This is a genomic window from Bradyrhizobium sp. BRP56 (assembly GCF_020194035.1).
Classification (GTDB): Bacteria; Pseudomonadota; Alphaproteobacteria; order Rhizobiales; family Xanthobacteraceae; genus Bradyrhizobium; species Bradyrhizobium australafricanum.
In genome coordinates this window covers 1-26612 of record NZ_JADYVV010000032.1, presented here as the reverse complement: position 1 = coordinate 26612, position 26612 = coordinate 1, and the positions used below count along the sequence as shown (strand labels likewise).

Annotated in this window: 21 protein-coding genes, 7 pseudogenes and 1 other annotated feature; of the genes and pseudogenes, 12 read left to right on the top strand and 16 right to left on the bottom strand. The window is 61.2% G+C overall.

Going from position 1 to position 26612, the window contains the following annotated elements; genetic code table 11:
* Positions 1–79: 79 nt before the first annotated feature.
* A pseudogene (locus I6F38_RS22420) lies at positions 80–1309 on the bottom strand (IS3 family transposase).
* Positions 910–1026, bottom strand: a sequence feature (AL1L pseudoknot). Its footprint overlaps the pseudogene before it by 117 nt.
* Positions 1310–1492: 183 nt before the next feature.
* Here I6F38_RS22420 and I6F38_RS44050 point away from each other — a divergent pair.
* The 3 genes and pseudogenes from I6F38_RS44050 to I6F38_RS22410 all read left to right on the top strand — a co-directional run.
* On the top strand, positions 1493–2146 hold the full coding sequence (locus tag I6F38_RS44050; protein WP_346657123.1) for a hypothetical protein: 654 nt from the start codon (positions 1493–1495) through the stop codon (positions 2144–2146).
* Complete coding sequence (locus I6F38_RS44045) at positions 2134–2367, top strand: hypothetical protein (RefSeq protein WP_276573506.1); 234 nt, start codon at positions 2134–2136, stop codon at positions 2365–2367. The genes I6F38_RS44050 and I6F38_RS44045 overlap by 13 nt, the downstream gene beginning before the upstream one ends.
* Positions 2368–2452: 85 nt before the next feature.
* Positions 2453–3508, top strand: a pseudogene (locus I6F38_RS22410) (IS256 family transposase); the annotation flags it as partial.
* A gap of 316 nt (positions 3509–3824) precedes the next feature.
* Here the strand turns inward: I6F38_RS22410 and I6F38_RS22405 are convergent.
* A complete protein-coding gene (locus I6F38_RS22405; protein ID WP_225161869.1) occupies positions 3825–5042 on the bottom strand; it encodes an IS110 family transposase in 1218 nt (405 codons plus the stop codon).
* A gap of 244 nt (positions 5043–5286) precedes the next feature.
* On the opposite strand from I6F38_RS22405, the pseudogene I6F38_RS22400 reads away from it, so the two are divergent.
* Positions 5287–5505 (top strand): annotated as a pseudogene (locus I6F38_RS22400) (IS256 family transposase); the annotation flags it as partial.
* Between the two features lie 327 nt (positions 5506–5832).
* Here I6F38_RS22400 and I6F38_RS22395 read toward each other — a convergent pair.
* From I6F38_RS22395 to I6F38_RS22365, 7 genes are all read right to left on the bottom strand, one after another.
* Complete coding sequence (locus I6F38_RS22395) at positions 5833–6381, bottom strand: cysteine hydrolase family protein (protein WP_038376948.1); 549 nt, start codon at positions 6379–6381, stop codon at positions 5833–5835.
* Positions 6382–6699: 318 nt separating this feature from the next.
* On the bottom strand, positions 6700–7266 hold the full coding sequence (locus I6F38_RS22390) for a hypothetical protein (protein ID WP_016848494.1): 567 nt from the start codon (positions 7264–7266) through the stop codon (positions 6700–6702).
* Positions 7263–7760: a hypothetical protein gene (locus I6F38_RS22385; protein ID WP_016848493.1), complete on the bottom strand. Its 498-nt coding sequence runs from the start codon at positions 7758–7760 to the stop codon at positions 7263–7265. Before I6F38_RS22385 ends, I6F38_RS22390 begins: the two co-directional genes overlap by 4 nt.
* Positions 7757–8557, bottom strand: a complete 801-nt coding sequence (locus I6F38_RS22380) for a hypothetical protein (RefSeq protein ID WP_225161836.1) — start codon at positions 8555–8557, stop codon at positions 7757–7759. The genes I6F38_RS22385 and I6F38_RS22380 overlap by 4 nt, the downstream gene beginning before the upstream one ends.
* A gap of 13 nt (positions 8558–8570) precedes the next feature.
* Positions 8571–9041 carry a hypothetical protein gene (locus tag I6F38_RS22375; RefSeq protein WP_157790863.1) on the bottom strand — a complete coding sequence of 157 codons (471 nt, stop codon included), beginning with the start codon at positions 9039–9041 and terminating at the stop codon, positions 8571–8573.
* Between the two features lie 40 nt (positions 9042–9081).
* Positions 9082–10539: a hypothetical protein gene (locus tag I6F38_RS22370; RefSeq protein ID WP_225161835.1), complete on the bottom strand. Its 1458-nt coding sequence runs from the start codon at positions 10537–10539 to the stop codon at positions 9082–9084.
* A 77-nt stretch (positions 10540–10616) separates the two neighbouring features.
* Positions 10617–12182, bottom strand: a complete 1566-nt coding sequence (locus I6F38_RS22365) for a pyridoxal-dependent decarboxylase (RefSeq protein ID WP_077231143.1) — start codon at positions 12180–12182, stop codon at positions 10617–10619.
* 320 nt (positions 12183–12502) lie between these two features.
* On the opposite strand from I6F38_RS22365, the pseudogene I6F38_RS22360 reads away from it, so the two are divergent.
* A pseudogene (locus tag I6F38_RS22360) lies at positions 12503–12682 on the top strand (ISL3 family transposase); the annotation flags it as partial.
* Between the two features lie 479 nt (positions 12683–13161).
* On the opposite strand, the gene I6F38_RS22355 reads toward I6F38_RS22360, so the two are convergent.
* Both I6F38_RS22355 and I6F38_RS22350 read right to left on the bottom strand, forming a co-directional pair.
* Entirely contained in the window at positions 13162–13701 is a 540-nt protein-coding gene (locus I6F38_RS22355; RefSeq protein ID WP_225161834.1) for a YfbU family protein, read from the bottom strand.
* 75 nt (positions 13702–13776) lie between these two features.
* Positions 13777–14097, bottom strand: a complete 321-nt coding sequence (locus I6F38_RS22350; protein WP_225161833.1) for a hypothetical protein — start codon at positions 14095–14097, stop codon at positions 13777–13779.
* A 1113-nt stretch (positions 14098–15210) separates the two neighbouring features.
* Here I6F38_RS22350 and I6F38_RS22345 point away from each other — a divergent pair.
* The 5 genes and pseudogenes from I6F38_RS22345 (at position 15211) to I6F38_RS22325 (ending at position 19011) form a co-directional block, all read left to right on the top strand.
* Positions 15211–15459 (top strand): hypothetical protein, encoded by a 249-nt coding sequence (locus I6F38_RS22345; protein WP_225161832.1) that lies wholly within the window; start codon positions 15211–15213, stop codon positions 15457–15459.
* Between the two features lie 821 nt (positions 15460–16280).
* Complete coding sequence (locus I6F38_RS22340; RefSeq protein ID WP_225161831.1) at positions 16281–17003, top strand: ParA family protein; 723 nt, start codon at positions 16281–16283, stop codon at positions 17001–17003.
* A complete protein-coding gene (locus I6F38_RS22335; RefSeq protein ID WP_225161830.1) occupies positions 16966–17976 on the top strand; it encodes a hypothetical protein in 1011 nt (336 codons plus the stop codon). The genes I6F38_RS22340 and I6F38_RS22335 overlap by 38 nt, the downstream gene beginning before the upstream one ends.
* A gap of 156 nt (positions 17977–18132) precedes the next feature.
* Positions 18133–18582: pseudogene (locus I6F38_RS22330) on the top strand (transposase); the annotation flags it as partial.
* A 195-nt stretch (positions 18583–18777) separates the two neighbouring features.
* Positions 18778–19011: a hypothetical protein gene (locus I6F38_RS22325; protein WP_225161829.1), complete on the top strand. Its 234-nt coding sequence runs from the start codon at positions 18778–18780 to the stop codon at positions 19009–19011.
* On the opposite strand, the gene I6F38_RS22320 is transcribed toward I6F38_RS22325, so the two are convergent.
* The 5 genes and pseudogenes from I6F38_RS22320 to I6F38_RS22300 form a co-directional block, all read right to left on the bottom strand.
* Entirely contained in the window at positions 19008–19283 is a 276-nt protein-coding gene (locus tag I6F38_RS22320) for a hypothetical protein (protein WP_063616653.1), read from the bottom strand. The genes I6F38_RS22325 and I6F38_RS22320 overlap by 4 nt on opposite strands.
* Positions 19284–19858: 575 nt before the next feature.
* Positions 19859–20125, bottom strand: a complete 267-nt coding sequence (locus I6F38_RS22315) for a hypothetical protein (protein WP_179077444.1) — start codon at positions 20123–20125, stop codon at positions 19859–19861.
* A 653-nt stretch (positions 20126–20778) separates the two neighbouring features.
* The gene (locus I6F38_RS22310; RefSeq protein ID WP_225161828.1) at positions 20779–22722 is read right to left on the bottom strand and encodes a glycosyltransferase; all 1944 of its coding nucleotides are present in this window, start codon (positions 22720–22722) and stop codon (positions 20779–20781) included.
* Positions 22719–24071: an HlyD family secretion protein gene (locus tag I6F38_RS22305; RefSeq protein WP_225161827.1), complete on the bottom strand. Its 1353-nt coding sequence runs from the start codon at positions 24069–24071 to the stop codon at positions 22719–22721. Before I6F38_RS22305 ends, I6F38_RS22310 begins: the two co-directional genes overlap by 4 nt.
* 343 nt (positions 24072–24414) lie before the next feature.
* A pseudogene (locus I6F38_RS22300) lies at positions 24415–24744 on the bottom strand (IS110 family transposase); the annotation flags it as partial.
* 657 nt (positions 24745–25401) lie between these two features.
* Between I6F38_RS22300 and I6F38_RS22295 the strand changes: the two are divergent.
* Positions 25402–26007 carry a transposase gene (locus I6F38_RS22295; protein WP_225161826.1) on the top strand — a complete coding sequence of 202 codons (606 nt, stop codon included), beginning with the start codon at positions 25402–25404 and terminating at the stop codon, positions 26005–26007.
* Positions 26008–26021: 14 nt separating this feature from the next.
* Positions 26022–26491, top strand: a pseudogene (locus I6F38_RS22290) (ATP-binding protein); the annotation flags it as partial.
* Positions 26492–26612: the final 121 nt, after the last annotated feature.

Sequence of the window (26612 nt, the reverse complement as noted above, 5' to 3'; positions counted from 1 at the left end):
GCGGCTCTCAAGCTCATAAACAACTACGGCCCTACCGAAGTGAACCGTCCCGGGTTTACCGGAGGCTATTTGGTTTAAGTTATGCTGCCATGGCCGATTGTTCCAGCATGGCGTAGTAGCGTTGCTCGGCTTCGGCCGGCGGGATGTTTCCGATGGGCTCCGGGAGCCGGCGGTTGTTGAACCAGTCGACCCATTCGAGAGTGGCGAACTCGACGGCCTCGAAACTGCGCCATGGCCCGCGCCGATGGATCACCTCAGCCTTGTAGAGACCGTTGATGGTTTCGGCGAGAGCGTTGTCATAGGAATCTCCGACACTGCCGACAGAAGGCTCGACACCGGCCCCAGCCCGGCGCTCGGTGTACTTAATGGAGACGTATTGGCTGCCCCTGTCGCTGTGGTGCACGAGCCCGCCACGATGGACCGGCCGTCGATCATGCAGTGCCTGCTCCAGCGCATCGAGCACGAAGCCTGCATGCGCCGTTCGCGAGGCCGCCAGCCGACGATCCTGCGGGCATAGGCATCGATGACGAAGGCGACGTAGACGAAGCCGGTCCAGGTCGCGACATAGGTGAAGTCGGAGAACCAAAGGACGTTCGGCCGTGGCTCCTTGAACTGGCGGTTGACGTGATCCAGCGGGCATGGCGCCGCCTTGTCGCTGATCGTGGTCTTGACGGATTTGCCACGGATGACCCCTTGCAAACCCTTGTCCCGCATTAATCGCGCTACTGTGCAACGAGCAACATCGAAGCCTTCGCGTTTGAGCTGGCGCCAGACCTTGCGCACACCGTAGACGGAGAAGTTCTGATCGAAGACGCGACGAACCTCGACCTTCAGAGCGGCATCCTGCCTGGCGCGCGCCGACCGCTTGGCCGGATCGCGCCGCTTGGCCACATGGGCGTGGTAGGTCGAGGGGGCGATCGGCAGCACCTTGCGGATCGGCTCGACCCCATGCGCCCCACGATGATCATCGATGAAAGCGATCATGGCTTGGACCGGCGGTCGAGCTCCGCCATCGCAAAATAAGCGCTCGCCTTGCGCAGGATCTCGTTGGCCTGCCGAAGCTCACGGTTCTCCCGTTCCACGGCCTTCAGCTTCGCGGCCATCTCAGTCGGAACGCCGGTTCGCTGCCCGCTGTCGATCTCGGCCTTCTTGACCCGGTCATGAAGCGTCTGCGGTGGCAGCCGATCTTCGCCGCAATCGATGTCACCGCCGCCCAGCGCGAAGGGTGCTCGCCGGCGTGATCCAGAACCATCCGAACCGCGCGGTCCCGGACCTCAGGCGAAAACTTGTTCGTCGTCTTGCTTGTCATGGCTCCATCCTCTCAGGAGTTGGAGCCTCCGGCAAACCCGGGACGGTTCAAAGGGACGGTCGTGGCAACTTCGGGACGGCGGCTCTTCAGCGACAACGCTGTGCCGCATATCGGGCGTCCGATTGCGAACACGCGGGTGTACCTTGTGGACGGTCATGGCGAGCTGGTTCCGTTTGGGGCGCGGTGGGCGAGCTTTACATTGGCGGGGCGGGTGTTGCGCGCGGCTATCTGAACCGGCCGGAGCTGACGGCGGAGCGGTTCATCGCCAGTCCGTTTGTGGACGGCGACCGGCTGTACCGGACCGGCGATCTGGCGCGCTATCTGCCGGACGGCAATCTTGAGTTTTTGGGCCGCAACGACGAGCAGGTGAAGATCCGCGGCTTCCGGATCGAGCCCGGCGAGATCGCGGCACGGCTTTGCGAGCACCCGATGGTGCGCGAGGCGGTGGTGGTGGCGCAACAGGATGGCACCGGCGAGAAGCGGCTGGTGGCCTATGTGGTGGGCGCGTCCGAGGCCGGCTCGGAAGAGACAGATGGAAGCGACCTTGCCGGCGCCTTGCGCGCGCACATAAGTGCGCAGCTGCCGGACTACATGGTGCCGGCGGCGTTTGTGCGGCTGGTGGCGCTGCCGCTGACGGTGAACGGCAAGCTCGACCGCCAGGCGCTGCCGGCTCCGGAGGACGATGCGTATGCGCATCGGAGCTACGCGCCGCCGCAAGGCGAGGTCGAGACGATGCTGGCGCAGATCTGGGCCGAGCTTCTCGGGCTGGAACGGGTCGGACGCCACGACCACTTCTTCGAACTGGGCGCCACTCACTGCTGGCGGTGCAACTGCTAAGCCGGCTGTCGCTGGCTGTTGGTGCCTCACTGCCACTGACGACGCTGTCTACCAAGCCAGTGCTGACCGATTTGGCGGGCAGCATCGTCGAGGAGTTGAGCCGCTCCGGTCCGCAAGAGCTGCCGGCGATTGCGGCGGTGTCGCGTCATGAGCCGCTGGTGTTGTCGTTTGCGCAGCAGCGGCTGTGGTTTTTGGCGCAGCTGGATGCGAGCTATCGCTGAAAGTTGGTGACGGTGGAAATCGGAAAGGCGGCATATCGTGGGGGTGCTTGACGCCTCCACTTCTCCACCGAAGGAGCGATATGCCGTGTCCAAGGATGACATCATCAAGCTGATTCAACCAGGAAACGTCGACGATCAATTCACCGAAATCTTGCGCAATGGGGCGCGTGCTCTGTTGGCCCAGGCGGTCGAGGCCGAGGTTGCGGACTTTCTCAGCAAGCATGCTGATTTGAAGACCGCGGACGGCCACCAGCGCGTCGTGCGCCACGGTCACCTGCCGGAACGCGAGGTGATGACCGGTATCTGTCCGGTTGCCATCCGCCAGCCGCGTGTACGCGATCGCGAGGTGGACGCTACCGACCTCGACCGCATCCGTTTCTCTCCGTCGATTCTGCCGCCCTACATGCGCCGCTCGAAATCGATCGAGACGCTGCTGCCGATCCTTTACCTGAAGGGGATCTCGACCGGCGACTTCTCCGAGGCTCTGGCGGCGCTGCTCGGCAAGGATGCTGCCGGGTTGTCGGCATCGGCCATCGGCCGTCTGAAGGACGGTTGGCTCGACGAACACACCGCGTGGCAGAGGCGCGATCTGTCGGCGAAGCGCTACGTCTACATCTGGGCCGATGGCATCCATCTCCAAGCGCGCCTCGAAGACGAAAAGCAGTGCATTCTTGTGCTGATCGGCGCGACGCCGGAAGGCCGCAAGGAACTGGTCGGCTTCACCGATGGCGCCCGCGAGAGCGCGCAGGACTGGCGCGATCTGCTGCTCGACCTGAAGCGGCGCGGGCTCGACGTGCCGCCGCGGCTCGCCATCGCCGACGGCGCGCTCGGGTTCTGGAAGGCTGCCGGCGAGGTCTGGCCGAAAGCGCGCGAGCAGCGCTGCTGGGTGCACAAGACCGCGAATGTGATAGCCAAGTTGCCGAAGAGCCAGCAGCCGAAGTCCAAACGCGTGTTGCAGGAGATCTGGATGGCCGAAACCAAGGCCGCCGCCGAGCTGGCGTTCGACGCTTTCATCGAGAACTACACGCCCAAATACGAGAAGGCGACCGACTGCCTGAGCAAGGATCGGGACATGCTACTGGCGTTCTACGACTTCCCGGCCGAGCACTGGAAACACCTGCGGACGACGGATGAGATGGACAAGCGATTTCTTCATGGCCGAGACGACGATTGCGGAGATCGCTGTAAGTCCACTCTTTTGTTCGGCTGCGCTGTGGGCCATTCTTCCGTCCCGGCCACCGATCTCGCAGCCGCCGCGCGCAGGGGCGGTCAAGGCTGGCCGCATTTGCGGCCACCGCAAGGCTTGGCCTTGACCGGCCCGAGCACGGCGGCACGCTGGCGTGGAATGGGACCTGCATTCCTGGCTAGAACTTGCCGTCAGCCGCGATTATGGTTGTTGGGCGCGGGCGACCTCGTGGCGAAGCGTGACGCGTCGGCTGCAAGCGTCACCGGACTGCCTATTTTGTCTTGCCGAGCTGAGGCGCCCGCGCGCCGGTTTTTGGCCGCCGCGGTTTCCATTGCGACACGAAGCGTTCGTAGCTGTGCTCCGCCTGGGCGGCAATCAACATCTCGTGGTCGCGCAGCGCCTTGATGTTGTAGGCATAGGCCGGTCCACGCCGGCTGCCTTTCTGTTGCGGATGTCCGGCTTGAAGTTGCATCGCGCGGGTCTTGTTGGCGACCAGCGCTGGGCGCGCCCACAGGTAATCCTCGTCCTTCGTCAGCAAATGCCAGCAGAGCACAGTGAGCTTCCGCGCCACGGCCACCGCGGCGATCTGATGGCCGCGCCGGGCGCGGATGCGCACGAAAAACGCATGCAGTGGACCGGGCGCCTTGGCCGCTGCCCAGGCCGCCTCGACCAGCATGGCGCGCGCATGACTGCGGCCGACCTTGCTGATACGGCCGTGGTGGGCGGCTCCCAACTCGGACTGCCGGACCCGCGGGTTCAGCCCGAAATAGCTCACCAGCTTCTGCGGGCTGTTGAACCGGCTGATGTCGCCGATCGCCGCCACGATGCCGGCGGCGACCGCCAGATTCACGCCGGTAATCGTCATCAATCTGTTGACCGCGGAATCCTCAATTGCGTCCTGTGCGATCTCGCGGTCAAGCAGGGCTAGGTCTTCCGCCAGCCGGTCAAGCTCACGGACGTGCCGATCGATGGTCGCTCGCTCATCGTCCGGCAACTGGTGAGCGGCCAACCACGCCCGGCCGCGGGCGTTGAACAGATCGGCATGTGGGCACTTCGGGATCAGGTGTGCGTGCAGGATCGAATGCACCTCGTTCTTGAGCCGCGTACGCTGCCGCACGATCTGGTAGCGCCGCGCCACCAGTCTGCGCTTGCGTTCGGTCTCTGCGTCAGGCGTCCAGATCTGCGGCAGGTATCCCGCCGCCTGCAGACTGGCGAGCGTGCCAGCATCGATCTTATCGGTCTTGACGTGAGCCTGGGCGATCGCCTTCACCTGCAACGGATTGGCGATAATCACCCGCGCCACGAATGGCGCCAGCACTCGCGACACCGCGATGCTGTTGCCGGTCGCTTTGAGCACCACCTCATCACTGGCCAGCAGGGTCTTGCCAAATCCCTCCAGCGCAGTCCGCGTCATATCAATGCGGCCTGCATGTCGAAGCCTGCCGTTCTCCCAAAATACCACCTCCCCGAAGGTTCGGTGGACATCAATGCCAATTACCCGTCGCATTCGCACCTCCTGTCAGATACGTGACGGGAGCTGCGGGCGACACGCCAACTACGAATTCGCGCTCTCGGCGCAACCGGGCGAGTCGCAGAGGCGGCCAGCTACTAACTCGAGCTCTCGGCTCATCGTGTGTATCGGCCTGCCCGCACATCGTGCTCCCGGTGCCTCTGTCCCGATGGTCGCACCATACGCCACGATGTAGAATACCGCAGCGGAACGTTGGCACCTCGCTACCGTGCGCCACCGCACGATCCGATCGAAGGGTTGCCTGTCCAACAGGACGGCGCTCGCGATGGTCTTCAAACTGCTTGAGGCCGCGCAGAAAAGCTGGCGTCGTCTCGATGGCCACAACCAGTTGCCAAAACTCGTTCTCGGTGTGACATTCAACGACGGGATCGAGGTCGTCGCCAAACCGACTGACCGTCAGCCCATAACCGCCGCCGCCTGACCGGCCAGGCCGTCACCAAAATTTAGCGATAGCTCCCGTTCTCGCACCGTCGAGCTTTCTAGTATTGCTCCGGCGAAGTTTAGCCGGAGGGAGCCAGCAAATCCAGCGAGACGTTCACACCTCCGTCGGGTCGCTCGAGCTTCAGGTCGCTCGAGGCCGAATCCGCACCTTCGTTGAACGTACAAACGAGATCCCAAGCCCTTCAAATGAGCTAAGTCCGCAGATCAGATTTAGCTTCTGTAAAAACCTTCTGCCTGGAGGCCAGCAGATTTTACGCGGCGATCCTTAGGAGTCACGTGACTAATGTTAGCCGAGGCCGCAACGGCATCAGGCTGCTAGATAGTCACTGGTCGTGGTGACCGTGCCGTAGGCCAAGCCAAGGGCCGCCATAAAGGCCGCATGAACCTGCACGGCGGGCACGATTATGCCACCGAATGGAAGGTCGCAGGTGGCGCAAGCGTCGTGCAAGATCGTGGTCTTGTAGCCGTAATCGGCGGCTGCTCGGCTGGTCGCATCGATGCACATGTGGCTCATTGCTCCGACGATCACGACCTCCTTAACGCCCCCGGCATCGAGCCGCTGCTTCAGATCGGTGTCGCGGAAGGCGTTGGGATAGTGCTTGACGACCAAGGCCTCACGTTCTAGTGGCTGGACAATGGGATTGATCTCTACCCCTCTGGTGTTCGGCGCGAAGATAGAGGGATGACTTTCCTGCATTTCGTGCTGAACATGGATAACCGCGTCACCACGCGCGCGGGCGGTCTGAATCACCCTAGCTGCGTTGGCGGCCGCATGCACGATACCAACCAGGGGCAGCTTGCCATCTGGGAAGTATTCGTTTTGGATGTCGATAACGATGACGGCGCGCTGGCTCATAAGATTTTCCTTAGATTGTTGGACAAAGCAGTCGATCAGCAATGACCCGCGCAGGCGCGGGATCTGCGACATGTAGGCCACCAGATATCGTTACCCATATAATCCCCTTCACTTTTCCGACTGAGTCGGCAGGCTAACGGGCTCTTGGACCCGTTCGGCGCTGAATCGAAGGAACGTGCAATCGCCACCCAAGTGCCGTTCCATCTTCCTCTGATCGATGTTACCGATAGCTGCCCAGAAGCGCGCGACAGAGCAGCACGCGATTGGAACGTCCGTGATTGATTGGGTGGGTCTGTCGGCGTACAACTTCGCTGCTTCTTATCCATGCTGACTCCCTGCATGGATGGCGCTCAGAGGAATGACCTGCAAGGCAGGTCCATCCAGGTTGAAATAAGATTTGCGATTTCGATCGACTGTGTCGACCTCAACTACGAGGCGATAGGGATAGAGCCCAGGCTCGAGCTCAAGGTCGACGGCGCCCGCCCAGTAATAGTAGGAGGGCGTCCACGGACTGCGGATCTTGTCCGGGCCGCCATAGATCTTGAGATCATTACATATTTTGCGGAGCTCTGGCGTGCCATCGGGTAGCACAAAAACGATGTTCACGATACGCGCGAACAGAGGCCAGCTACCGTCCGGACGCTTTTCCATGTCAGTACAATAAACCAGCCAGTTCAGGGCTTGGCCCTGGCGGCACACTGTCCGCAAGCTGTTCGTGCCTTTACCGGTACTCTCGCCGCCGTTGTCCATTAGCCCGGTTTTCCCGCTGAGGCCGCCGGTCCGTAGGGTTCCTGCGACGTCGATGAGTGTAACGATGTTCAGCTGTGTGGATGCCAAGCTTGGGCTGCTGGGGGGCCGCTGCGACGCCGGACTGATAATCATCATGAACTCCTGGTTCGGGTGCCCGGGGAAGCGTTGAGAGCGGCCTCGACGAGGCGCGATGAACTCCTGGTTCGGGTGGCACCCGGGGAAGCGTTGAGGGCGGCATCGATGAGGCGCGCGTCGGCACCGTTATCGAGCGTCCGCATCCGGCTGCCAAGCTCCAACGTCAGCCCATACGGTAGGTCGCCGACCGGCTGCTTCACCGTACCAACCCAGTAGCTGACATCGGACTCGGGATAGGTTTCGCGTCGAACCTCGCAGATTTCCGGCGGCAGTTTGATCGCTCGTATCGCGGCATGATTTTCGCATTCGATCGGCAACAACGTCCAGATGATCTCGTCTCCGGGGGCCACGGCGGTCGCGAGCCCGTCGGTCGCCTGGTTGCGCGAGCCGCCTGGACGGTTGTCATCGATCATGTAGAGAGAGCCTGCGAGCGTATCTGCCTCCAATGCGGCGACGACATCTACCACCAGGAGAATGTTGATCGTTTTTGTCATATCGCGTCTCCCTCAACGCATGTAGGCCCGGAGGGCGGTATGGGCAGTAGGCCGGGCACGAAGCCGCTAGTGAAGCCATTGACGCTCGGTACGTTACTAACCTGAATACTGCACGACAGGGTGAACAGCCGCGGCTCCCAGAGCATCTTGCTGTTCTCCTGAACGGGGCGATAGAGCGCCACCTCCATCGTATAGTCGTGGCGACCGACCTTGGCCGTATCGACGGTGGCGCTCCAGTACCAGCCATCCGTCAACGGATCGGGCGAACCGTAGAGAGCCGGATAGAGAACACCATTCTCCACCGCAGCCCCGCGGATCCTCACGACAACTGGAGGCACGCTGGCCGCCGTAGTGGTATCATCAGGCTTCAGCACCTTGCCGGCCGCGTTCAGCACTGGTGCGTCATAGGTGCGAACTGCACCGCGGTCGCGAACCTGCAGGGGCTTCGGAGGGTCAGTAAGCATCTTGGAGATGTTCTCCTGAATCTTGGAGATGTGCTCCTGAGTACGGACGGAGGGGCTCAGCAGTCGTCGTGCCGTGTTGGCAATGTTGAAGCGGTGGGGATAGCTGCGTGGCAGCGTCGGTGGCAGCTGGGCGACGCCGACGGTGATCCAGTTCAGGACAGCCTCTATGGCCTGCGAACCATCGGCATCATAAACGCCGGGAACATTCGTCACGCGGGCATGGGGCGACTGGGCGAATGGGCCCGTATTGTCGATGACATAGGCGTTTCCATCGAGACAGCCCTCCGCCAGGGCGGTCTCGATATCGATAACGGTGACAATTGAGATCTGCATTGTGTATAGCCTCCTATTGGAGCGGATTGTGCGGTCGCTCGACAGGCGGTGGTGAGGGGTGAGCCCGAAAGGCCCCTCCTAGCGGGGGAGGCAAGAGTACAAGAGAGGGTCCGGCGATGCTGATCGCGCGCCCACTCAGGCCACCCGTGACGAGCGTCATTCGGTAGGAATGGCGCGAGCCCGGAGCGCTCCAAGGAGGTACGTATCCCTGCCATTGCAGAGCCCAAGGGAGCAGGTAGCCCGTCGCCGGTGGCGCAGTGCCATCAAACGACACGCCGGTCAGCCAAGCCATGGTCTGGACGTCAAGCGGCGTTAGACTCCAGCGGACCAGTTGTCCTGGCCAGACCGAGCTGACCAGCTTGGCGGTGCCAAGGCTTTCTCCGTCGGAGACACCATCGTCAAACATGAAGACGTTGCCCTCGACCGCATTGCCAAGCAGCAGGGCGATAACGTCGACGAAAACCCGGATATTGAGCGGCGTCATTATCTTTCTCCTGCTCGGCGGCGCTGCTAGTTTGCGAGTATCAAATGCGGTCTACAACGAGGGGCACCTTGCCAAATGCCGTGCGAACCAAATCCGCGTTCCTTGGATCTACAAGCCGAATGGCAAAGCTGTAGCCCGAACTCCGCAGACTTGTCTCGTTCGCCTCCAGTGCGTCGAAGACGGACAGCGATTGGAGCAAGCCGGCGATGATCAAGGGCGAGGAGCCTTCCGGTCCCAGTCGCATGGCGACCTGCGTCGGAAGGGATGCGGCTTCCGGAGTGCCGATCACCAAGTGCAGCTGCCGCTTCGCGCGATCGATCTGGAACTGCGCGTCGGTAGCGACGCTATCGATGTCCAGAACCTGTCGCTGGCGGAATTCGGCGGTGATCGCCGCCAAGGCCTGCGGTGCCGAATACTGCGTGTCGCCAATATGCATGAAATCGCCGCTGCGGCCGACATACTCAAATTGCACGGCATTCAGGCCGGGCGACTGCAAGTCAGGGCGGCGGATGACTCGATCGCCTATTTTGTAGCGCAGCACGGGGGTCGCATTACCGAACAGGCGCGTGACTACCAGTTCACCTTCCTCGCCTATTTCCGTCCATTGCCCGTCCGGCCTGACCACTTCCACCAAGTGGAGACCAGGTACCGCAGTCAGGACGGGGCTTTCCGGATCTAGCTGCAGGCCGATGGTTTCCGCCTGGGTGGCGGCAAAGTAACTGAGTACGATCAGGCTTGAATAGGCCTGCCTGAGATCCGCCCGCACCTTGGGAGTGAGCACTCCACTGCCATAAAGAGCGATCCGGAAGCTGTCCCTCGCCTCGCCAGATAGCCCGCCCGCAAAACTCGCCAATAGCGCAATGCTTCGTGTAATCCCCATTATCGCCTTCGGCCCCGGATAGGACATCATCCGCTGGAAGACTTCCCGGCTCATCGGACCGGCGCCGATGTAGTTGACACTTGGGATCTTCTGGAGCACGCCACCCACCATGGTGCCGCTGCTCCACATCTGATAATCGGCTAATGTCGTGGCCACCCATTTGGCGCCGCTGCCAGTAAGGTAGCGCGCCATAATGTGTCGGCCCATGAAATCCCCTGCCCAGCGGTAGGTCTCCTGTAGCTCGTCGAGCGAATAGACGGTTTCTGAGGGCTTGCCGGAACTGGTACCGCCGCTGGCCACGATTTCGAAGCCGCAGCGGTCGATGGGCACGACCATGCCTGGCCGCGTTTCCGTGAACATTTGCTGAAAGGCTTCCTTATCGGTAAGCGGCAGCGCCTTGAACTGCTCGTAATTGTCCACCGGACCGGTCCCGACGGCACTATCGATGCGCCGGCGCCACAGCGGATTGATGCGGGCGATGGAGACGAGTTGCGATAGCCTGCGCTCGACGATGGCAGCCTGGATGTCATGAGACAATTCGTCAATCCGGCAGCCGATGACAGTCTGCGCGTGCAGGAGCGAGGCTAGAAAAGACGGTAAAGCCAGCACGTCATCCACGGTGCACGGATGCAAGATCGTTTCCGGCAGTACGTGGTGAGCGCAGTCACGGGGTGAAAGGGCGAAGTGGCGCATAGTCATTCCTGAGGCTCAAACCGGAAAGGCCGGTTCTGCTCGCCGTGTGTAGCGTTGCTTGCAAGAATCTCGCGCGCATGGCGTCGGATCTCTCCCACCATGCCTGCGATGTCGGACAGGCCGATCCGATGATTCATGAGGACCATGCGGAGCATTGTCCGTCCATCCATATCGACCTTGGACAAGAGGTAACGCCCAGCCGCCCGCACGCGGTTGCGCAACTCCAGTTGCAGGCTCGATAACCGATTGCCGCACACGCCAAGCGGCTGATGGACGAAGCAGAGAATATTGGATTCCGGCCGATACGGGACGATGAAGTCCGGCTGATCGGCCAAGTATTGGTGGGCGGCCTCAGTCATCATTACCAGGCGCTCCAACTTATCCGCGAAGGCGCGGGGACCATACAGCGACCAAGCCAGCCAAAGGTTCAGAATCGCGGGGCGTTTCGTACATTCGAAGTTCTTCACGCCGCTCTGCACGGCTGTCATTTCATCTTCGAACGGGTCAAATACGTAGCTGTCCTTCTGGGGAAACGCGGTCTCCGCCAAACCCTTCTCGCGGTAGAACAGCAATGTGCAAAGGGCCGGGACGAACAGAGCCTTATGGGCGTCCAGGCAAAAAGAATCGGCAAGCTCCAGTCCCGCAAGGCGAGGCCGCAGCCGGTCGGAAACCAGAAAAGCGCCGTTGTGAGCCGCATCGACATGCAGCCAAGCGCCGCGCCGCTTCGCCAACGCCGCAAGGTCAGGCAACGGATCATTAGCACCGATCGCGGTCGTTCCTGCCGAGGCGATCAGGCAGAAAATATCCAGCCCCTGGGTCGCCGCCTCGTCCAAAGTCGCTGCCGCCCGTTCCGGGCAGATCTGCCGACGGTCGTTCAGAGGCAGGCGTATCACTTGATTTTGGCCGATACCAATGATGCCGGCAATGCGGGAGACGGAGAAATGGGCGTCCTGGCCAATGGCAATGGCAGGCCGGGTTGATCGGCCGGCCGCAAGTCCGCCGTTCCAGCTTCCCGAAAGGTAACGGTTGCGGGCGACGAGCGCAGCGGTCATGTTCGCAAGCGAAGCCCCGGACGTCGTCACCATTTCGAAACTACCCGGTGCCCACCCAATGAAACGGCCGAACACCTCTTCGATAAGCCGGTCGGCAACGTTGGCGAGCTGCCCCGCCTCGTAATAGGAAGCTGGCTGCGGTGCCATGGCGGCAACCATTTCGAAGACGGCGGTGACCGGCATCACCGAACTGAACTGCCGTCCCATATATCCGCGGGAGTTCACCTTGATGCCGGTTTCCAGGTAAAGCTCGACGATGTCGGCGAAGCGGCGTACATCGAAGCGCCCCAAATCAGCCGCCGTCATGAGGTTGCGGGCACTGGCCATCAGATCTACTGGTCTTTGAAGACGCAAGCCTTCGACGTCGTCACGTGACAGCACGTCAGCAAGCCGTTCGATAGCCCAATGAGCGGCTGCGGTGAAATCTCGAACGTTAAATGATGATTCTATTTCGGAGGCGAATGTCTGGAGCCGACACGGCGAACCTCCATCAAACACGTTCAGTTTGTCCATCATCGTCGCACGCTCAACGCTATTATTCACCGCCGCCGGATGCACGCTCCATGGCGGTAGGCATTCTTGGACGCCTATTGTCGTGTTGTTTGAACGACGGAAAGGCGGGACGGGCAGCCACTCGGAAACCTCGGTCAGGAGAAAGTGTGGGCACCGTGTCGTTGCGCACAGTGCGGCAAATGCCATCCAAAAGCAGTGGCCACCCATCTATGTTAGGTCGCGGCTATCATGAGCCTCTATGGGGCGCAGCTCTAGCTATCGAAACTGGTGGGTCGAGGGCATGCATGTCCGATGGCTCTGAAATTTGTGGGACCATCACTAGCCGGCGCCGGCTCGGCCGCATCGTGCCGGATCGTAAACCAGAGACTGCCCAAGCGTGGCTATCTGCTTGTCCCCCGATCGCGATTGTCGCCCGCGATCGTGGTGGCGGAGATGGCGAAGCCAAGGCAACGGCGCCGCCGCACGCGGTACAGGTCGTTGATCGTTGGCATCTGATGGAGAACGGCCAGTGCCGGACGCTTGGCAGCGATCGCATGTAGATGTGGCGTGATCGCGGATGCTCATGTCGACAAGGCGCTCAAGGAGCTTCGGCGGACCAGGTCGCCCGAAGAAGCAAAGCAATCGGAGATCGCGATGGGAGCAATTTCACAGAGATGTAGGCCGTGAAGCGGTCGACGACGCTCTTGCAGGCAATCCCCGACTGGTTCGAAGAGGCGTGCTCGTGGCGCTCCGGTCCAAAGTTGAAAAGGCGGCGCGGCGTAATCGTTGGTCTTGGTCCGACCGAGACAAGGGTGCGCATCCTCTTGGACGGCAACATGCGTCCAATGACGCTCCATGTCTGCCGTTTGGTGGTGGAGCAACACTCACTGTCCTACGGCAAGATGATTCGTAAGCAGACTTCGCTTCTCCGGGAATCACGCCAAGCCGCGCACAGGGGCCGGTTCGGCTCCGACGATCTCCAGCACAGCCCCGGACGCGCGCTTTAGCCACCTTTGAAGATGGCAACAATATCCTCTTTCGACAATCTTCCGGTGCCGAGCTTTGTGCGCATCGGCAAATAGACCAGCAGCATCTTGCGATATTGCGGGAGGGATGTCTGCGTGTGCGAGTTGTTCGTGGCGCCCGGAAGATCCTTGAACCGATGCAGGTCCTGGACGAGGTAGTTCGCAACTCCATAATGAGGATCATGGTTGCCGTCAAAGCCCGGGAAGATGTCGAGCGCATGAGCGGCGTATCCAATATCGTCACGCACCCGCTGCCGCTCTGAATTCTCAAGCTGTTGAAACTGGTACATTGTTGAGCTGAACATTTCTAGGATGTCGACCGTTTCCTTGACGACTGGATTGGGCTCCTCCGATCGCTCAAAGGGAATGCCACTGAAGTGCCAATCGAAGCCCCACAGCTGATCGGCGTAGATCGTCTGCTCGACGAAATCGGGATCGACTTCGGGTTCGCCTTGCAAGCGCTTCGAGATATCCGCGAGCATAAGGACGATCAGCTTCTCTCCATCGGTCATCTTCATGGCAACAGGGTCTCCGCACCAGCCGGCTTAGATGCCTGGCTCAGGTTGCAACTTTAGGCCGACGGTTCTCAGCCCTTAAGTCCGTTCGTCGTTTTGAGGCCCCGTCGATGGATGAGACTCTTGATCAGGTGGTTTAAACGGTTTGCGCGGGATGTCTGGATCCTGCGGTCCGGTGGGCAGCAGGTGAGGCTCCAGGAGGGACGAGCGCTCAGGCGCAGTGAGCAAGGATTGAACTCTTTGGTCCCATACCCAAAACTCAGCGGCTGATTGGCAGGTGCCGCGCTCGGCGGTCTCTTGCTGTTCCTTCAATAGCGCGAGCAATTCTACGTAGTTCTTCGCCATCGCGTGATCTGGTGGACTCTTTTCAAGCGCTCCGCCGTAAAGATCTTCGCTCACATAGTCTTTCGTTTGAATATCAGAAACACGGAGCAACTTTAAACGGCGGCGTCCAGGAGCGGCAACCTACCTGATCGTACTTTACGCAGTCATCGAGACCAGAGCGGTTGGTACGCCAATTGCCCGGGTTCGACTGAGCAATAGTGCGACATTTCGTTGACTGAGAGGCGGCATACGCGCTCAGCTGCCATGCTGCGGGTGCTGACTTCGAGATATCGGCGGCGGCCCGCACGGATGGCTCATGCGCGCGAGCGCTTCGCCGAGCAGCCGCTGGAGCCGTGCCCCCGCCACTCCTCATGCATCGCAGGCGCCTCAGCATCGATGGCCGCGGTATGTCGATTGACTGCTCTTCTCGGGATTGTGAGCCTAGCCCAACGTCCGGTGTGGAGGGAAAGGGTTCCCAGAATGCCACACTCCGCCACCCGGCCCGATTCACAGCCTGCGTGTCCACTGGCTGCGGAATTGCGGAGGCTCAATAGCTCATGGGGATGCTTCCCGAGGCGCAGCAAGATTGGATAGTGACCGTCGCCATCAAGAAAGACGGCGACGACGATGAAGAGTACCGGCAAGTAACTTACGCGGCTGCAGTCGCTGACTCGATCCAAGCCGTGCAGCTGACTATAGAAGACAGCGGCGCCACGCCCCAATGCTCAACTTCCCGCTTGGACCTGAAATGTTGCAAAGACTCGGCTTGAGGCCGGGTGAGCTGACCATTTTACACGATAGCGTGATTGATCCAATCACCTTGCGTCCTCGGCATCATTAGTCGCATGTCTCATCTCGTTCGGCCGTGTCGGGTTGATGACGCGCGTGTCCGGAAGCTACACGAGCACTTAGGTGGCACGGTGTGAAAGTGTACCGTTTTGCTCCCTCGCATTTTTTCATCGTCTGGCACGTGGGTTGCTGAGCCAGATATGGCTTGGTCGCTTGTGATTGTCCTCTCGACGGCCAAGCTCTTCGTACCGCAACTGGCACGGGCGGCCTTACCTCCGCCTTCCGTGCATTTTTAGGTTGCGCCCGCCCTACCGGGTCTCCGTTACGCCAAAAGCGCCCACACACGCCAAACGGCGGAATTGCTGACCGACCACCCACTGCAAGTAGGGGAGCAGTATCATGGCTGACACTTGGTTGAAGAACTTTATCGGCGCAGCGATCGACCTCGCCGAACGGGCGAGGCAAGTACTCGATAGCGACGACGGCTCATATGATGCGCTAGTCATTGCGCTGCAAAACTTCGGCGACGCTTATCGCTCTTTGATAGAGGCCTCTTCTGAAGCGCTTGCTGAGAGCGAGATCAGCCCGCGAATGCACGCGACCGTACGCAGTGAGGAACGCCATGAGGCAAGAGAAAACGGCCGATGAACTAGGCGCAATCTTCATGGCGGAGATTGCCAAACATCGGAACCACAGCCAAGATCAAGGCCGTGGCGTCACCCGACCCGTTGCGACTGTGCCCACATTCTTAACCTGGTATCCGGGATTTGTCTGCGAGGGCCTCGAGATGGCACCGGCAGCCGCTTTCGTATTCGCGAAAGCCCTTGCCAGACAATATGATCTCGACGGACACCCATCTTACTCGATGCGGCACTTCAATAGCCTCCTTGTCAACTTCGTGCTGTGGATGCTTAGTGCCGCGCCAGCCAAGAGAATGCTGCAGAACGAGGCGTGCGTCGCACTGTCCTATATCGATTGCGATGGCGACCCTGGTTTCGCAGCTCGGCCGTTCCACACAGGAGTGCGAGCCGTTTGGGAGCGTGAATTACGGGGACTTGGCTCAAACGCAGAGCTTCTCGCCCGGGCATCCGTGCGGCTCTTACGAAGGAGACATTATCTCTCACGATCTCCCGCTGAATTCGCCAAAAATGGCAACAGCGGACTCACGATTCCGGTATGCCCGCCAAACACATTCCCTCACAAACGGCATGCAGCGAGAAAGGTCAGGTTATGACTCGATGCGTCGTCGCGAAAGCGGCGAACAGTAAAGGTCGGATCAAGCCGGAGTCCTGCCTTCAGCGGACTGGCTGGCATCCTTAAACCGTCGGGCTTGGCGTAGGGTGTCCGCGTGGCCCAATGTTTGGACCGGCCGAAGTTTGGCGACGTATAGCGCGGTACGATAGTTAGTGGGTGCGCCTTGATTTGGTTGTGAGTTCCGCACTCGCCATTGATGCGATTCACGATAGGAAATGGTACGCGCACCTCGTGTGTTTCATGTCGTTGTTGTCCGGGACGCGCAGGCGATGTATGTCCTTGCTCTGGTTACCCAAAAAGGAGGAAGCGGCAAGAGTACGCTGGCGGTCGGAATTGCAGTCGCGGCGATGGCGAACGGGGAGCGCGTCGCGATTGTCGACGCGGATCCACAAGGGACGATCTCAAAATGGAGAGAGCGGCGCGGGCATCCCTATCCGCGGATCGTTCGGGTCGCCGATCCCGCCGGAATAGAAGGGGCGCTCGTCAACCTCGAAGCTGAGGGGATCTGGCTAACGGTCATCGATACCGCGGCCACGAACAATGCCCTGGCTATGCGTGCCATCGCGGGTGCCGATCTTTGCCTGATCCCGGCGCGTCCGAGTCTGGCTGACATCGAAGCTGCGATACCTACGCTGATTGCCATTCGTAGGCTCAACCGCCGATTTGCTTTCGTGCTCAATCAGACGCCACCGCGGGGCTGCCGCGTGAGTGAAGCCGCAACGTCGCTCAATTCGCTGGGGGTGCTTGCGCTTCCGTGTATCGGACAGCGCAATGACCACCAGGATGCTCTTGGGGCAGGATTAGGCGTGACCGAGTTTTCCCAAGAGGGAAGAGCCTCGGAGGAAGTTTGTGAGCTGTGGCGCTGGATCTTAAAAAAGCTTGTCGAGGGGGCGTCAGCTCATGAGCCGCACGCAAGAAACGAAAAAGCGGCGTACTAGCCAGACGCGCTGCGCGCGACGCTCACTCGTGGAGCTTACCGCGGCCGCGAGCCGAGCCGTTGACGATGGCATATTTGTGTTGTCCGGCGGGGCTGCTGCTTCCAATCCGCGATGGGAGCACACCGGCGCGAATACGTCTGATCAAACAATCCTTGCAAGGCAAGCGACGGCTCCGGGTCCCTTTGCGGCGCCGTGCAAGGACGAACTTCTGGATTCCGACACTATCATCGAGATGATGGTGGAGATTTCCAATGACGATCAAGATAGAGCTTCTGAAAACATCAAAGCCGGACTGGACATTGCGCTGGACCGTGCAAAGGACCTCGCCGAGACCCGGGTGGAAGGTGAAGCGGCGTCAAAAGTCGGCCCCATTCTTGAAAACGCTTTCTTGACCGTTCCTGAAAAAGCCGCAGCGGAGTGCCGCGCGGATGCGGTCGAATTGATTGTGCAGAAGGAACCACCAGCCGAGAGCGCAGGGCAGCCGCAATCGCGATACATGCGGCGACTCACTGACGAGGCTGTCAGATTGCTGGACGATCTTCGGAGCGGCAAGCTGGAGAATGAGGCGAACTTCATCCTGAGCGAATGCTTCAGAGAAGCCGCCAGCGCGTTCTCTATGATCAATCAGCAGCTCAAGCGCGACGGCTACGCGGCGAGCATTGATCCATCAATCTTCATCTGGCTCGCCAATATCACCGAACCGGAGACGCGCGACACCGGGACCATGCGGCTTGAGATCGTACCCAACCACCGAGGTCGTCCGAGCACGTACACGCGCCAGGTCGCTCAATTCGTTTGGCACCTTGTCGAGGGGCAGGGCTGCGGACGACAAGCCGCATATCGGGGGGCGGTCACGAAGTTCACCGTGAGCGCGAGTTTCGCCGAGAAGGCGTACGCCTTTTGGGAGCCGATCTTCAAACGGGCGGGCCCGCACGTTAAGATGCTGACCCGCATTTCCGATCCAGAAACGTAAAGCTAGACTAGGTGTTCTGTCCCGTTAGTTCGTAGCATAATACCGCAAGTGTTTCGGTGTCCCGATCGAAGGAGATACCCGATGCACCCCGAACGCTCGAAAGCGAATGCTGACGATTTCCAGCGACGAACGCACGCACTCACGGCATTGAATGGCGTCCTGGACAAGGTCCCGCTCTCGGTACAGGCCACCATGAAGAAGGATCTGCGCGAGGCCTACTGGGCACTGACCCGGGCGTCCGCCGAAGCGGCGATCGACGTCTTCGCCGAGAAATACCGCGCCAAGTACGGCCGGGCGGTCGAATGCCTGGTCAAGGATCGCGACGCGCTGCTGGCCTTCTACGACCTTCCTGCCGAGCATTGGGATCACTTGCGCTTCACCAATCCCATCGAAAGCGTGTTCGCCACCGTGCGGCACCGGACGGTGCGCACCAAGGGCTCGTTGTCGCCGACCACCGCCAGGCTGATGGCGTTCAAGCTGGTGACCGCCGCATCAAAGACCTGGCGACGGCTCAAAGGCACAAATCAGTTGCCGACGGTCATCGCAGGTGTCAGATTCAACGACGGCATCCAGGTCATCCAAATGCCGGCAAACCACGCCGCCTGATCACCTCGTCACCCAAAATCCCGCATAGCACGGTCGGCGGCTTTATGAGGCCGCTCTTGCGCTTGGCGCGGAGCCGGTATCGAAGTGATCACGACGTACGTCCGCTGAGTACATCAAGCCATTAAATTGTGACGGGGCCGGCCACTGCGCCGGCCTCTCGTTTTTGGTCGAATCATTCCGAGTGTGATAAAGTAGATGATCCGAACGATCGAGGCGCAAAGCATGATTGCCATGAGAGTTTTCGAGCGCAACGGGCACCAATGCCTAGAGAAGGTCCGACAAACCGGCCCAAAAACCTTTGAGCTTGTGGGACACAGTGCCGAACCGTATGGCGGGCCTTACGTGAAAGGTCTGACATTGTGGGACCTTCTGCAATGGGCGACCACATTTCCTGAACAAGTGACATTGATCCCGGCGGTCGCCCGCTAGTTTGTGTCGCGCGGTCGGACAGGACGCCACGTGCGCGACATCAGCGGATCGTTGCGATCGTCGTATATGGGTACAAGCTCGCCAGCCTTCAACCCGAGGCCCTTCAAATCGGCTTCGCGGAGCTCGGAATTCACGATCGTTGCGTCACCGGCACTGGCAGCCAATGAGGCTTTCACGGCTTCCGCCTGATCAGCCATAGCGACGGCATAAGTTACATATCGAACCTTGCCGTCTTTGACGATGCCGACCGAAACCATCCATCCTGCTGCCATCTCAGTTCTGATCTATCCAAGAGAGCTTCTGTTTTCGAGGCGGCGGCCTAGCTGGCGGTCTAGTCTCTTGGAATTCCTCTATCGCCGCAAGTACGGCGCTCTCTTTTTTTTGGAGTGTCACTATGGCGTTCTTCAAAGCCTCTTCACGTGTCATGCTATGATCTCCACAAGGGCGACGGAGAAGGAAGCGCGGGTGGAGGGAGGTCCACCCGCGCAGGCTTGACGCTCGCAAGGTGCAGCGCGAATGCATGAGCAGCCAAGCCCGTACGTCTCCCGGCAACATGCGTGCCAGATGATCATGATGCCACGCGCTCGGCTGATCATCGCGCCGTCAGAAAAAGCGCACGGACGGCGGGGGCCGCCGACCGTGCGAGTTGCGATGCGCGGCTTGGCCCTCAGGAGGTCAGTCAGTAAGAGACCAAGCCACGCATGGCTAAGCAACCCGCGCGCCAGAAGATCGGAAAGAGGAAGGGGAAGCAATTGCGCGCTATCACAGCACGCCAGCTAACTGCGCGTGCGGCTTCCGGACATGCATGTCGTCAATCCGACGCGGTTGAACGAGATCGAACGTGCCCCTAATCGCGCCGAGGCCGCACAGTGATCGGATCAATCTCGTCATCATGCACAACGATGAGCTCTCCGGGCTCCAAGCCCAACGTTTGCAGCATCCCATCTTCGAGCGGGCAGTTGACCATTGCGGCCTTCGCGCCGCTATCTTTCAAGGCTAGCTTCACGGCTTTCCTTTGGTCCGCGACTGCGACCGCGTAAGTTATGTGCCTGTGCTCGTCGTCGTCATCGTCGCCGTCTTCCTTGATGGCGACCGTCACTAACCAACCATCCATCTTGCTGCGCTCCGGGAAGGATTGCCTGAGAAGTCGGTCACCTCATTGCATGAAGGTTGCGGCCGCAAGGATTGCCAGCGAAGCCAGTCCCAGCAAAATGACGCAAGCAATGTACGGGAGGTCGCCGCGCACTACACAGCTCCAGCACTAAACGGAGCGTGCATTCCAACACAAACCAGCGATCTATGCTCCGCAACCTGACACGGAAATACCAGGCCCGCAGCTACCAGCTTGCGTAGGTACCGGTCACACGGCTCAGCGATCCATCTGCTGGCGCACCACTAGCTAACAAAGCCATCGAACGAAGAAGGACGGCCAAGTAACTATGGCTCAAACGCAGCGGTTGCGCCACGCATTTTCAAACCATCGTATCCCGTAGCATTCCGGGAACCTCTTCCCTCCGTGCCGCACGTTGGGCTAGGCTCAGAAGCTCAAGAGGGCGGACGGGGTGGCGATACTGGCGCGGCTCAAACGCGTTGAAGAATGGCGCTGGACGCGTCTCCAGCGGTTGCTGGCTGTTAGGGCAGGCTTCGACACCCGCCTCGATACGCCGCCTAGCTCAGTCCGTCATCACCCAGTTTCCTGCATAGCTCTTTCAGGAGAGACGCACCCAACAAGGCGGTGCGGCCGCCGGAAAAATCACTCATACCGCTCTAGCCGAACAGCCGCATCAGGAGGGCCTTGCCGACCGGCGCCGCGCGCACGCCGTGGAAGGCGCGGACATATTCACCGGCATAGAATGCGCGCACAACATTGACCCGCGTCGCCACCGCGTCCTCGAAGCGGACGCCGAAGCCGTCGCGGGTGCGACGGACCACGGTCGCGGCGACGTTCTGTCCGTAGACATTGCATTTGATCAAGGAGCCGATGGCGGGCGGGACGGGATCGATGAAGCGGGCACCCGAGATCGAGATGTCGGCCATCCGGATCAAGCGCATCTCGCCGTCCTGATGGATCAGGATCGGCTCGTCGCGTTCGAACCGCTCGGCCTTGCGGCGCCGCGGCTGCTCGATGCAGATGAAGCACACGATCGCGAGTACGACGCAATTGTACAGGCTCCAGGCCAGCGCCAGCCCGCCATAGGCGATGCTGTCGCCGCGCAGATGCAGGATGAACGCGTAGGCGATCGCCAGCAGCGTGATCAGCAGGGCGGCGCCATAGAGCCGCAGCAGCGGCCATTCGATGAAGCGGCGGTTGCGGTCGCCGCCCTTGGCCGTCACCTTGAACTTGTGGCCCTGCGGCCGGGCGAGGCCGGTCACGACCGCCTTCAACACCGCGGGCGCTGCGATGTATTGCGACACGTCGGTCATGATCGCAAGCGAGCGGCCGCGCGAGATCCAGGCCATCGTGAAGGCGTGCCAGACATAGAACGGCAGAAAATATTTCAGCAGCTCGAACAGGTCGGCATGGACCGCCTTGACCCCGAACAGCAGATAAAGCCACGGCACGACCAGGCCGAAAACCTTGGTGCCGTAGACCGCCGCCCAGCTCATGAAGGCGTCAACCAGCGACAGCCGGTCCATGAATGCGAGCTTCGATTGCCGCGAGAACGGCCCGCTGCGGCCCCGGAAGATCTGCATGAAGCCGAGACACCAGCGCCCGCGCTGCGTGATGTATTCCTTCAGCCCCTCCGGCGCAAGGCCGATGGTCAGGCGCTCGTTCAGATAGACCGTGCGCAGTCCCTTCTCCTTCAGGCGCAGCGTGACGAGGTAATCCTCCGTCACCGAATCGGTCGGGAAGCCGCCGATCTGCATCAGGCCGGAGAAGCGGATCAGCGACGAGGTGCCGCAGCAGAATGCCGTGTCCCAGGCATCCTTGGCCGGCATCAGGATATCGAAGAAGAAGCGCTGCTCGTCGGGCCACACATCAGTCGCCGCAAGATTGGTCTGGATCGGATCCGGGTTGATGAAGTGCTGCGGCGTCTGCACGACGCCGACGCTGCCGTCCTGCATCAGGCTCATCGCCCGGGTCAGGAAATCCGGCATCGGGACGAAATCCGCATCGAGGATCGAGATGAACTCCGGCCGCTCCGCCAGCCCGGAAACGTGCTGGAGCGCATGATTGATGTTGCCGGCCTTGGCGTGGCGGTTGTCCGGGCGGGCCAGATAGTTGCAGCCGAGCTCCTGGGCGAGCCGGCGCAGCCAGAGCCTGCGCCCGTCGTCGAGCACCCAGACGCGGTAGTTCGGATAGTTCAGCCCGGTCGCGCCGATGATGGTGCGCTCCAGGATCGCCTTCTCCTCATTGTAGGTGCAGATGAAGACATCGACGAGCGCGCTTGCGGGCAGCTTCGAGCGGCGCAGGATCGCATTGACCTCGGGCGAACGGTCGATCGTGCGGCTGAGGAACAGCAGCGACAGGCACACGGCGATCATCGAGGCCGCCTCCGCCGCAACGAAGGGATAGCCGACCAGCGCGTCGGCGGTGAGGCCCGGAGGCGGCAAGGTGTGGGTTACCCGCCACGCGAAATAGTGGACCAGCAGGACGAACGACATGCCGGTCATCATGACGCGGGCCAAGGTCTGCTCGCGGTGGAGCAGGGGCAGGATTGCAAGACAGGCGCCGAAGGCGACCAGCCCGGGCGCAAATGCCGCCATCATGACTTTGCCGCGTCCGTGTTGAACACCACGCGTCCGGTGCGGCCGACCGCGCAATCCTTGCCCGTGGTGTCGAGCGCCGGCATCGAGACCGTCACCCGATACGGCTCCTTGTTCAGCGCATCCGGATTGATCGCAAGGTTCGCGGGCGCGCCCGACGCGCCGGTGAGATTGACGATCTCGCCCTGGAGCGCGGCACTGCCGTCATTCGGCTCGAAGCTCGCCTGCTCGCCGAGTTTCAGTCCGTTGTAGACGCTCTCGGTGACGTTCGCCGTGACCACCGCGCCGCTGCAATCGAGCAGCTTGAGCAACGGCTGCCCGGCCCTGACGTCCTCGCCGGGCGACGTCATCATCTCCCAGATGCGCCCGCCGACCGGCGCCTTGATGTCGGCTTCCGCCCGGTTGACGTAGTGCAGCTGCTCGGCTGCGATCTCGTGGGTCAGCCAGTCGATCTCGGCATCGGCATGCGCCAGATCGGCGCGCAGATCGCTAACGCGCTGGCGCATCTCCTCTTCGCGCTGCACGGAGCTCGGCCGGTCATTGTAGCTGTCGCCGAGATAGGTGCCATTCCTTGCGGCGGTGAGCTCGACCTTGGCGGCGTCGAGACGCCGTCGAGCGCCGATTTCGGTCTGCTGCGCGATCGCCTGCTCGCGCGTCAGGCGAGCCATTTCGACCGTCGACACGCTGCCCGATTTGATCAGCGACGACGCCCGCTCGACGGCGGCCACGGCCTCCTCCCGCCGCGCGGCGGCGGCCTCGATCGCAGTCTGGATTTCGGCGATCCGGGCCTCGAGCTGGAGGATGCGGCCGTCACGGAACTGGCCGGCCTGGCGGGCAAGGTCCTGTTGCGCCGTCTCGGCGGCCGCAAGCTTGGCCGCCAGACTCGGGCGCTCATTTTCCAACCGCGACATCTGCCGCCGGAGATCATCGAGCCGGGCGCGATCGCCGCGCGCGTTGACGACGTGAAGGATCGCATCGCCCTCGTGAACCACGCTGAGCTGCGTGGATTTCTGCGGCTTCGCGCTCACGGTGCCGTCGATCGGCGAGCGCAAGGTCACGATCCTGGCGTTGACCACGGCCTCCACGCTCGAGGTCTGCAACACGGCCCTGAGCGGCAGCCATCCGAAGACGGCGACGATGGCAAGGCCAATGCCGACCTTGAGCAGGCGGCGAACCATCCGGCCTGATCCGGCAGGCGCTTCGGGATGGGGAGCGCTATCGCTGACCAGCTCGTCATGCTCCGGCTGCAACCGATCCTGCAAATCGCGCTGCAACCCTCGTGCGCCCGATTCCTCGTCATTGCTGACGGACGTATGATCTTCGGGAACGGGCTTCTGCTGTTCCTGATTCATGATCACCGGCCCCTGAACTGTCAGTGCGCGCGGGGGGGGGCAAAAACCGTAATCCTGAACGGCCAATGTGCTTTTGGGACGCCCCCTTCGACATGGGCGCACCGTCCCACCGAACGGGGCTGTTATACGCTAGCCCGACGGCCACTGTTGCTGTCTTGGGTTGCTAAGGCCCAAGCCTACGGTTGCATACAACCTAGACGTTTGCAATAGTCATTTTCTACTCAGGGCGCGACGAAACCGCGCGCTCTCGTAAAGCGGTTGCAAGGCTCGACGCTGACGGAAGACACGTTGCTCAATAAGCATTGCGACTAGCGCCTCAACCTTTGCCCAGGCCGGCGGTGGCGATGATCCCCAATTCTGCCAGATGCGCGCGCAACGCGTTGACCGCCTGCGCACTAGAAGGGCGCGGGTCTTCAGCACCATCGCGGCAGCGTGTTGCTCAGCCGTCTTAATCGGCACGAAGCGCAGTACTTTCGGGTCACCGCTTCGCTGATGGCCTCAGCGTCCGACGCATCCGTCTTGCCACGCTTGACGAAGGGTTTGACATAAGCCGGCGGAATGAGGCGGACCTCATAACAGACAGCTCCGATCTCGCGTGCCCAATAGTGGGCGCTACCGCATGCTCCATCAGTAGGTCAATTGCGACTATTGGTAGTTGATCGTTTGCGGCAATTGTCGTCGATGGCGCGGCTTGACTATTTGGCGGAGCCGTCGGATTGACGCAGCCAGAAGGGCAGCAAGAAGATCAAGTTACGCCGGCGGACTTAAGCACGCGCCGCCGAAGCCTGGACAGGTTCACCGCGCCTACTGATTTCCTCAAGCTGAAAGTTGCTATCCAGAATGCGACGCAGTCGGCGGGAGCGAAGCAATGAAATATCCGATGTCTAACGCAGACCCGATGCTTAGCTTGCTCGAGCCATGCGCGGCCCACGCTAAGAAAAGACGACGGAGCCGATCCTGCGGGTGGCGCTCGATTCGCCCTGCGTCATGGTGAGACAGGCCGCCACGCAGCGAATTGAGGTGCTGGCACTGAACTACATGACTGCGCCGCCCAAGCTGGCAAGATTTCCAACTCCGCAATGCCGTGGCGCGTCAGCTGCGTAGCCCCAACGATAGCGAAGAGCGCGACGGCCTTACTTACGGCAGCGTCCGGTTCGAATTCGCGATCCATCCGCAGGAGCCGCCAGCTCCGCGATCTCTGGCCTGATGATCGTCGCCAAATACGCGGCCGCTCCGCCGGCCACACGCGAGACAACGCTACAGTTCGGCTCTTCGGCCAACGCCAGGATCATGCGCAAGCTCGGTGTGAGCCGCAAGGAGTTGTTCGCACATGATCGACAAGACGGCGCTCAAAGCCTTGCCGCCGCTGCCGTATCAGTACGCCGAGTGGAAGAAGTGCCGCGTCGCGCCCGACTATCACGTCGAGATCGCCGGTTACTACTACTCGGTGCCCTCACGTCTGATCCGCGAAGAGCTTGAGGCGCGCATTACCGACCGGACGATCGAGATCCTGCACAAGGGCGTCCGGGTCGCCAGCCACGCCCGCTCTGACGTGCCCCATCGCCACACCACGATCCCGGAGCACATGCCGAGCGCGCACCGGCGCTATGCCGAATGGACGCCAGCACGGATCAAACGAGAAGCCGCCAAGATCGGCCCCGCCACGATCGCTCTCGTCGAGGCGATCATGAAAGCCAAGCCACACCCCGAGCAGGGCTTCCGGGCTTGTCTCGGCATTCTGCGGCTCGAGCGCAGCTACGGCTCGGCCCGCATCGCGGCCGCCTGCCGGCGCGGTAACGACATCGGCGCGACCTCCTACGGCTCGATCAAGTCGATCCTGCAGCACGGGCTCGATCGCGCCTACGCAAACGAGAGGCCGCCGGACGACCCACCGATCCGCCACGGCAATATCCGCGGCAACGATTACTACTACTGAAGAAGGGAGAGACGATGTTGACACATCCCACCCACAACCGCCTCGTCGCACTCGGGCTTAACGGCATGGCGAAGGCCCTCGACGAACAGCAGCGACAGCCCGACATCGCCACGCTAGCCTTTGAGGAGCGCCTCGCACTACTGGTCGACCGTGAGGCGACCGAGCGCGAGAACAAGCGGCTGATCGCTCGGTTGCGGTTCGCCAGCCTCCGGCAGAACGCCGTCGTCGAGGATATCGACATGAAGGCGCCGCGCGGGCTCGACAAGCCGCTGTTCCAAAAGCTCGTCGCCGGCGAGTGGATCGACCAGCATCAGAACCTGCTCATCATCGGCCCGACCGGCGTCGGCAAGAGCTGGATCGCTTGCGCCTGGGCCACAAGGCCTGCCGGGACAACCGCTCCGTGCTCTATCAACGGCTGCCGCGGCTGTTCGAGGCGCTCACCCTCGCGCGAGGCGACGGCCGCCATGCTCGCCTCCTCAGAGCCTGACTGAAAAATGGGTGAGTGATCTCAGTGGGGTGTGATTCCATCGGATTTGCAAAGATTCGAGGGAGAGCACGATGCCCTGGACCAAGATCACTCGGGAGCAATATCGGCGGGACGATCT

Coding starts and splice junctions, on each gene's coding strand:
- I6F38_RS22395 (WP_038376948.1), bottom strand. CDS start 6,381: ATGAGCCAGCGCGCCGTCATCGTTATCGACATCCAAAACGAATACTTC.
- I6F38_RS22390 (WP_016848494.1), bottom strand. CDS start 7,266: ATGATGATTATCAGTCCGGCGTCGCAGCGGCCCCCCAGCAGCCCAAGC.
- I6F38_RS22385 (WP_016848493.1), bottom strand. CDS start 7,760: ATGACAAAAACGATCAACATTCTCCTGGTGGTAGATGTCGTCGCCGCA.
- I6F38_RS22380 (WP_225161836.1), bottom strand. CDS start 8,557: ATGCAGATCTCAATTGTCACCGTTATCGATATCGAGACCGCCCTGGCG.
- I6F38_RS22375 (WP_157790863.1), bottom strand. CDS start 9,041: ATGACGCCGCTCAATATCCGGGTTTTCGTCGACGTTATCGCCCTGCTG.
- I6F38_RS22365 (WP_077231143.1), bottom strand. CDS start 12,182: ATGATGGACAAACTGAACGTGTTTGATGGAGGTTCGCCGTGTCGGCTC.
- I6F38_RS22355 (WP_225161834.1), bottom strand. CDS start 13,701: ATGAAGATGACCGATGGAGAGAAGCTGATCGTCCTTATGCTCGCGGAT.
- I6F38_RS22345 (WP_225161832.1), top strand. CDS start 15,211: ATGGCTGACACTTGGTTGAAGAACTTTATCGGCGCAGCGATCGACCTC.
- I6F38_RS22340 (WP_225161831.1), top strand. CDS start 16,281: ATGGTACGCGCACCTCGTGTGTTTCATGTCGTTGTTGTCCGGGACGCG.
- I6F38_RS22335 (WP_225161830.1), top strand. CDS start 16,966: ATGAGCCGCACGCAAGAAACGAAAAAGCGGCGTACTAGCCAGACGCGC.
- I6F38_RS22325 (WP_225161829.1), top strand. CDS start 18,778: ATGATCCGAACGATCGAGGCGCAAAGCATGATTGCCATGAGAGTTTTC.
- I6F38_RS22320 (WP_063616653.1), bottom strand. CDS start 19,283: ATGGCAGCAGGATGGATGGTTTCGGTCGGCATCGTCAAAGACGGCAAG.
- I6F38_RS22315 (WP_179077444.1), bottom strand. CDS start 20,125: ATGGATGGTTGGTTAGTGACGGTCGCCATCAAGGAAGACGGCGACGAT.
- I6F38_RS22310 (WP_225161828.1), bottom strand. CDS start 22,722: ATGATGGCGGCATTTGCGCCCGGGCTGGTCGCCTTCGGCGCCTGTCTT.
- I6F38_RS22305 (WP_225161827.1), bottom strand. CDS start 24,071: ATGAATCAGGAACAGCAGAAGCCCGTTCCCGAAGATCATACGTCCGTC.
- I6F38_RS22295 (WP_225161826.1), top strand. CDS start 25,402: ATGATCGACAAGACGGCGCTCAAAGCCTTGCCGCCGCTGCCGTATCAG.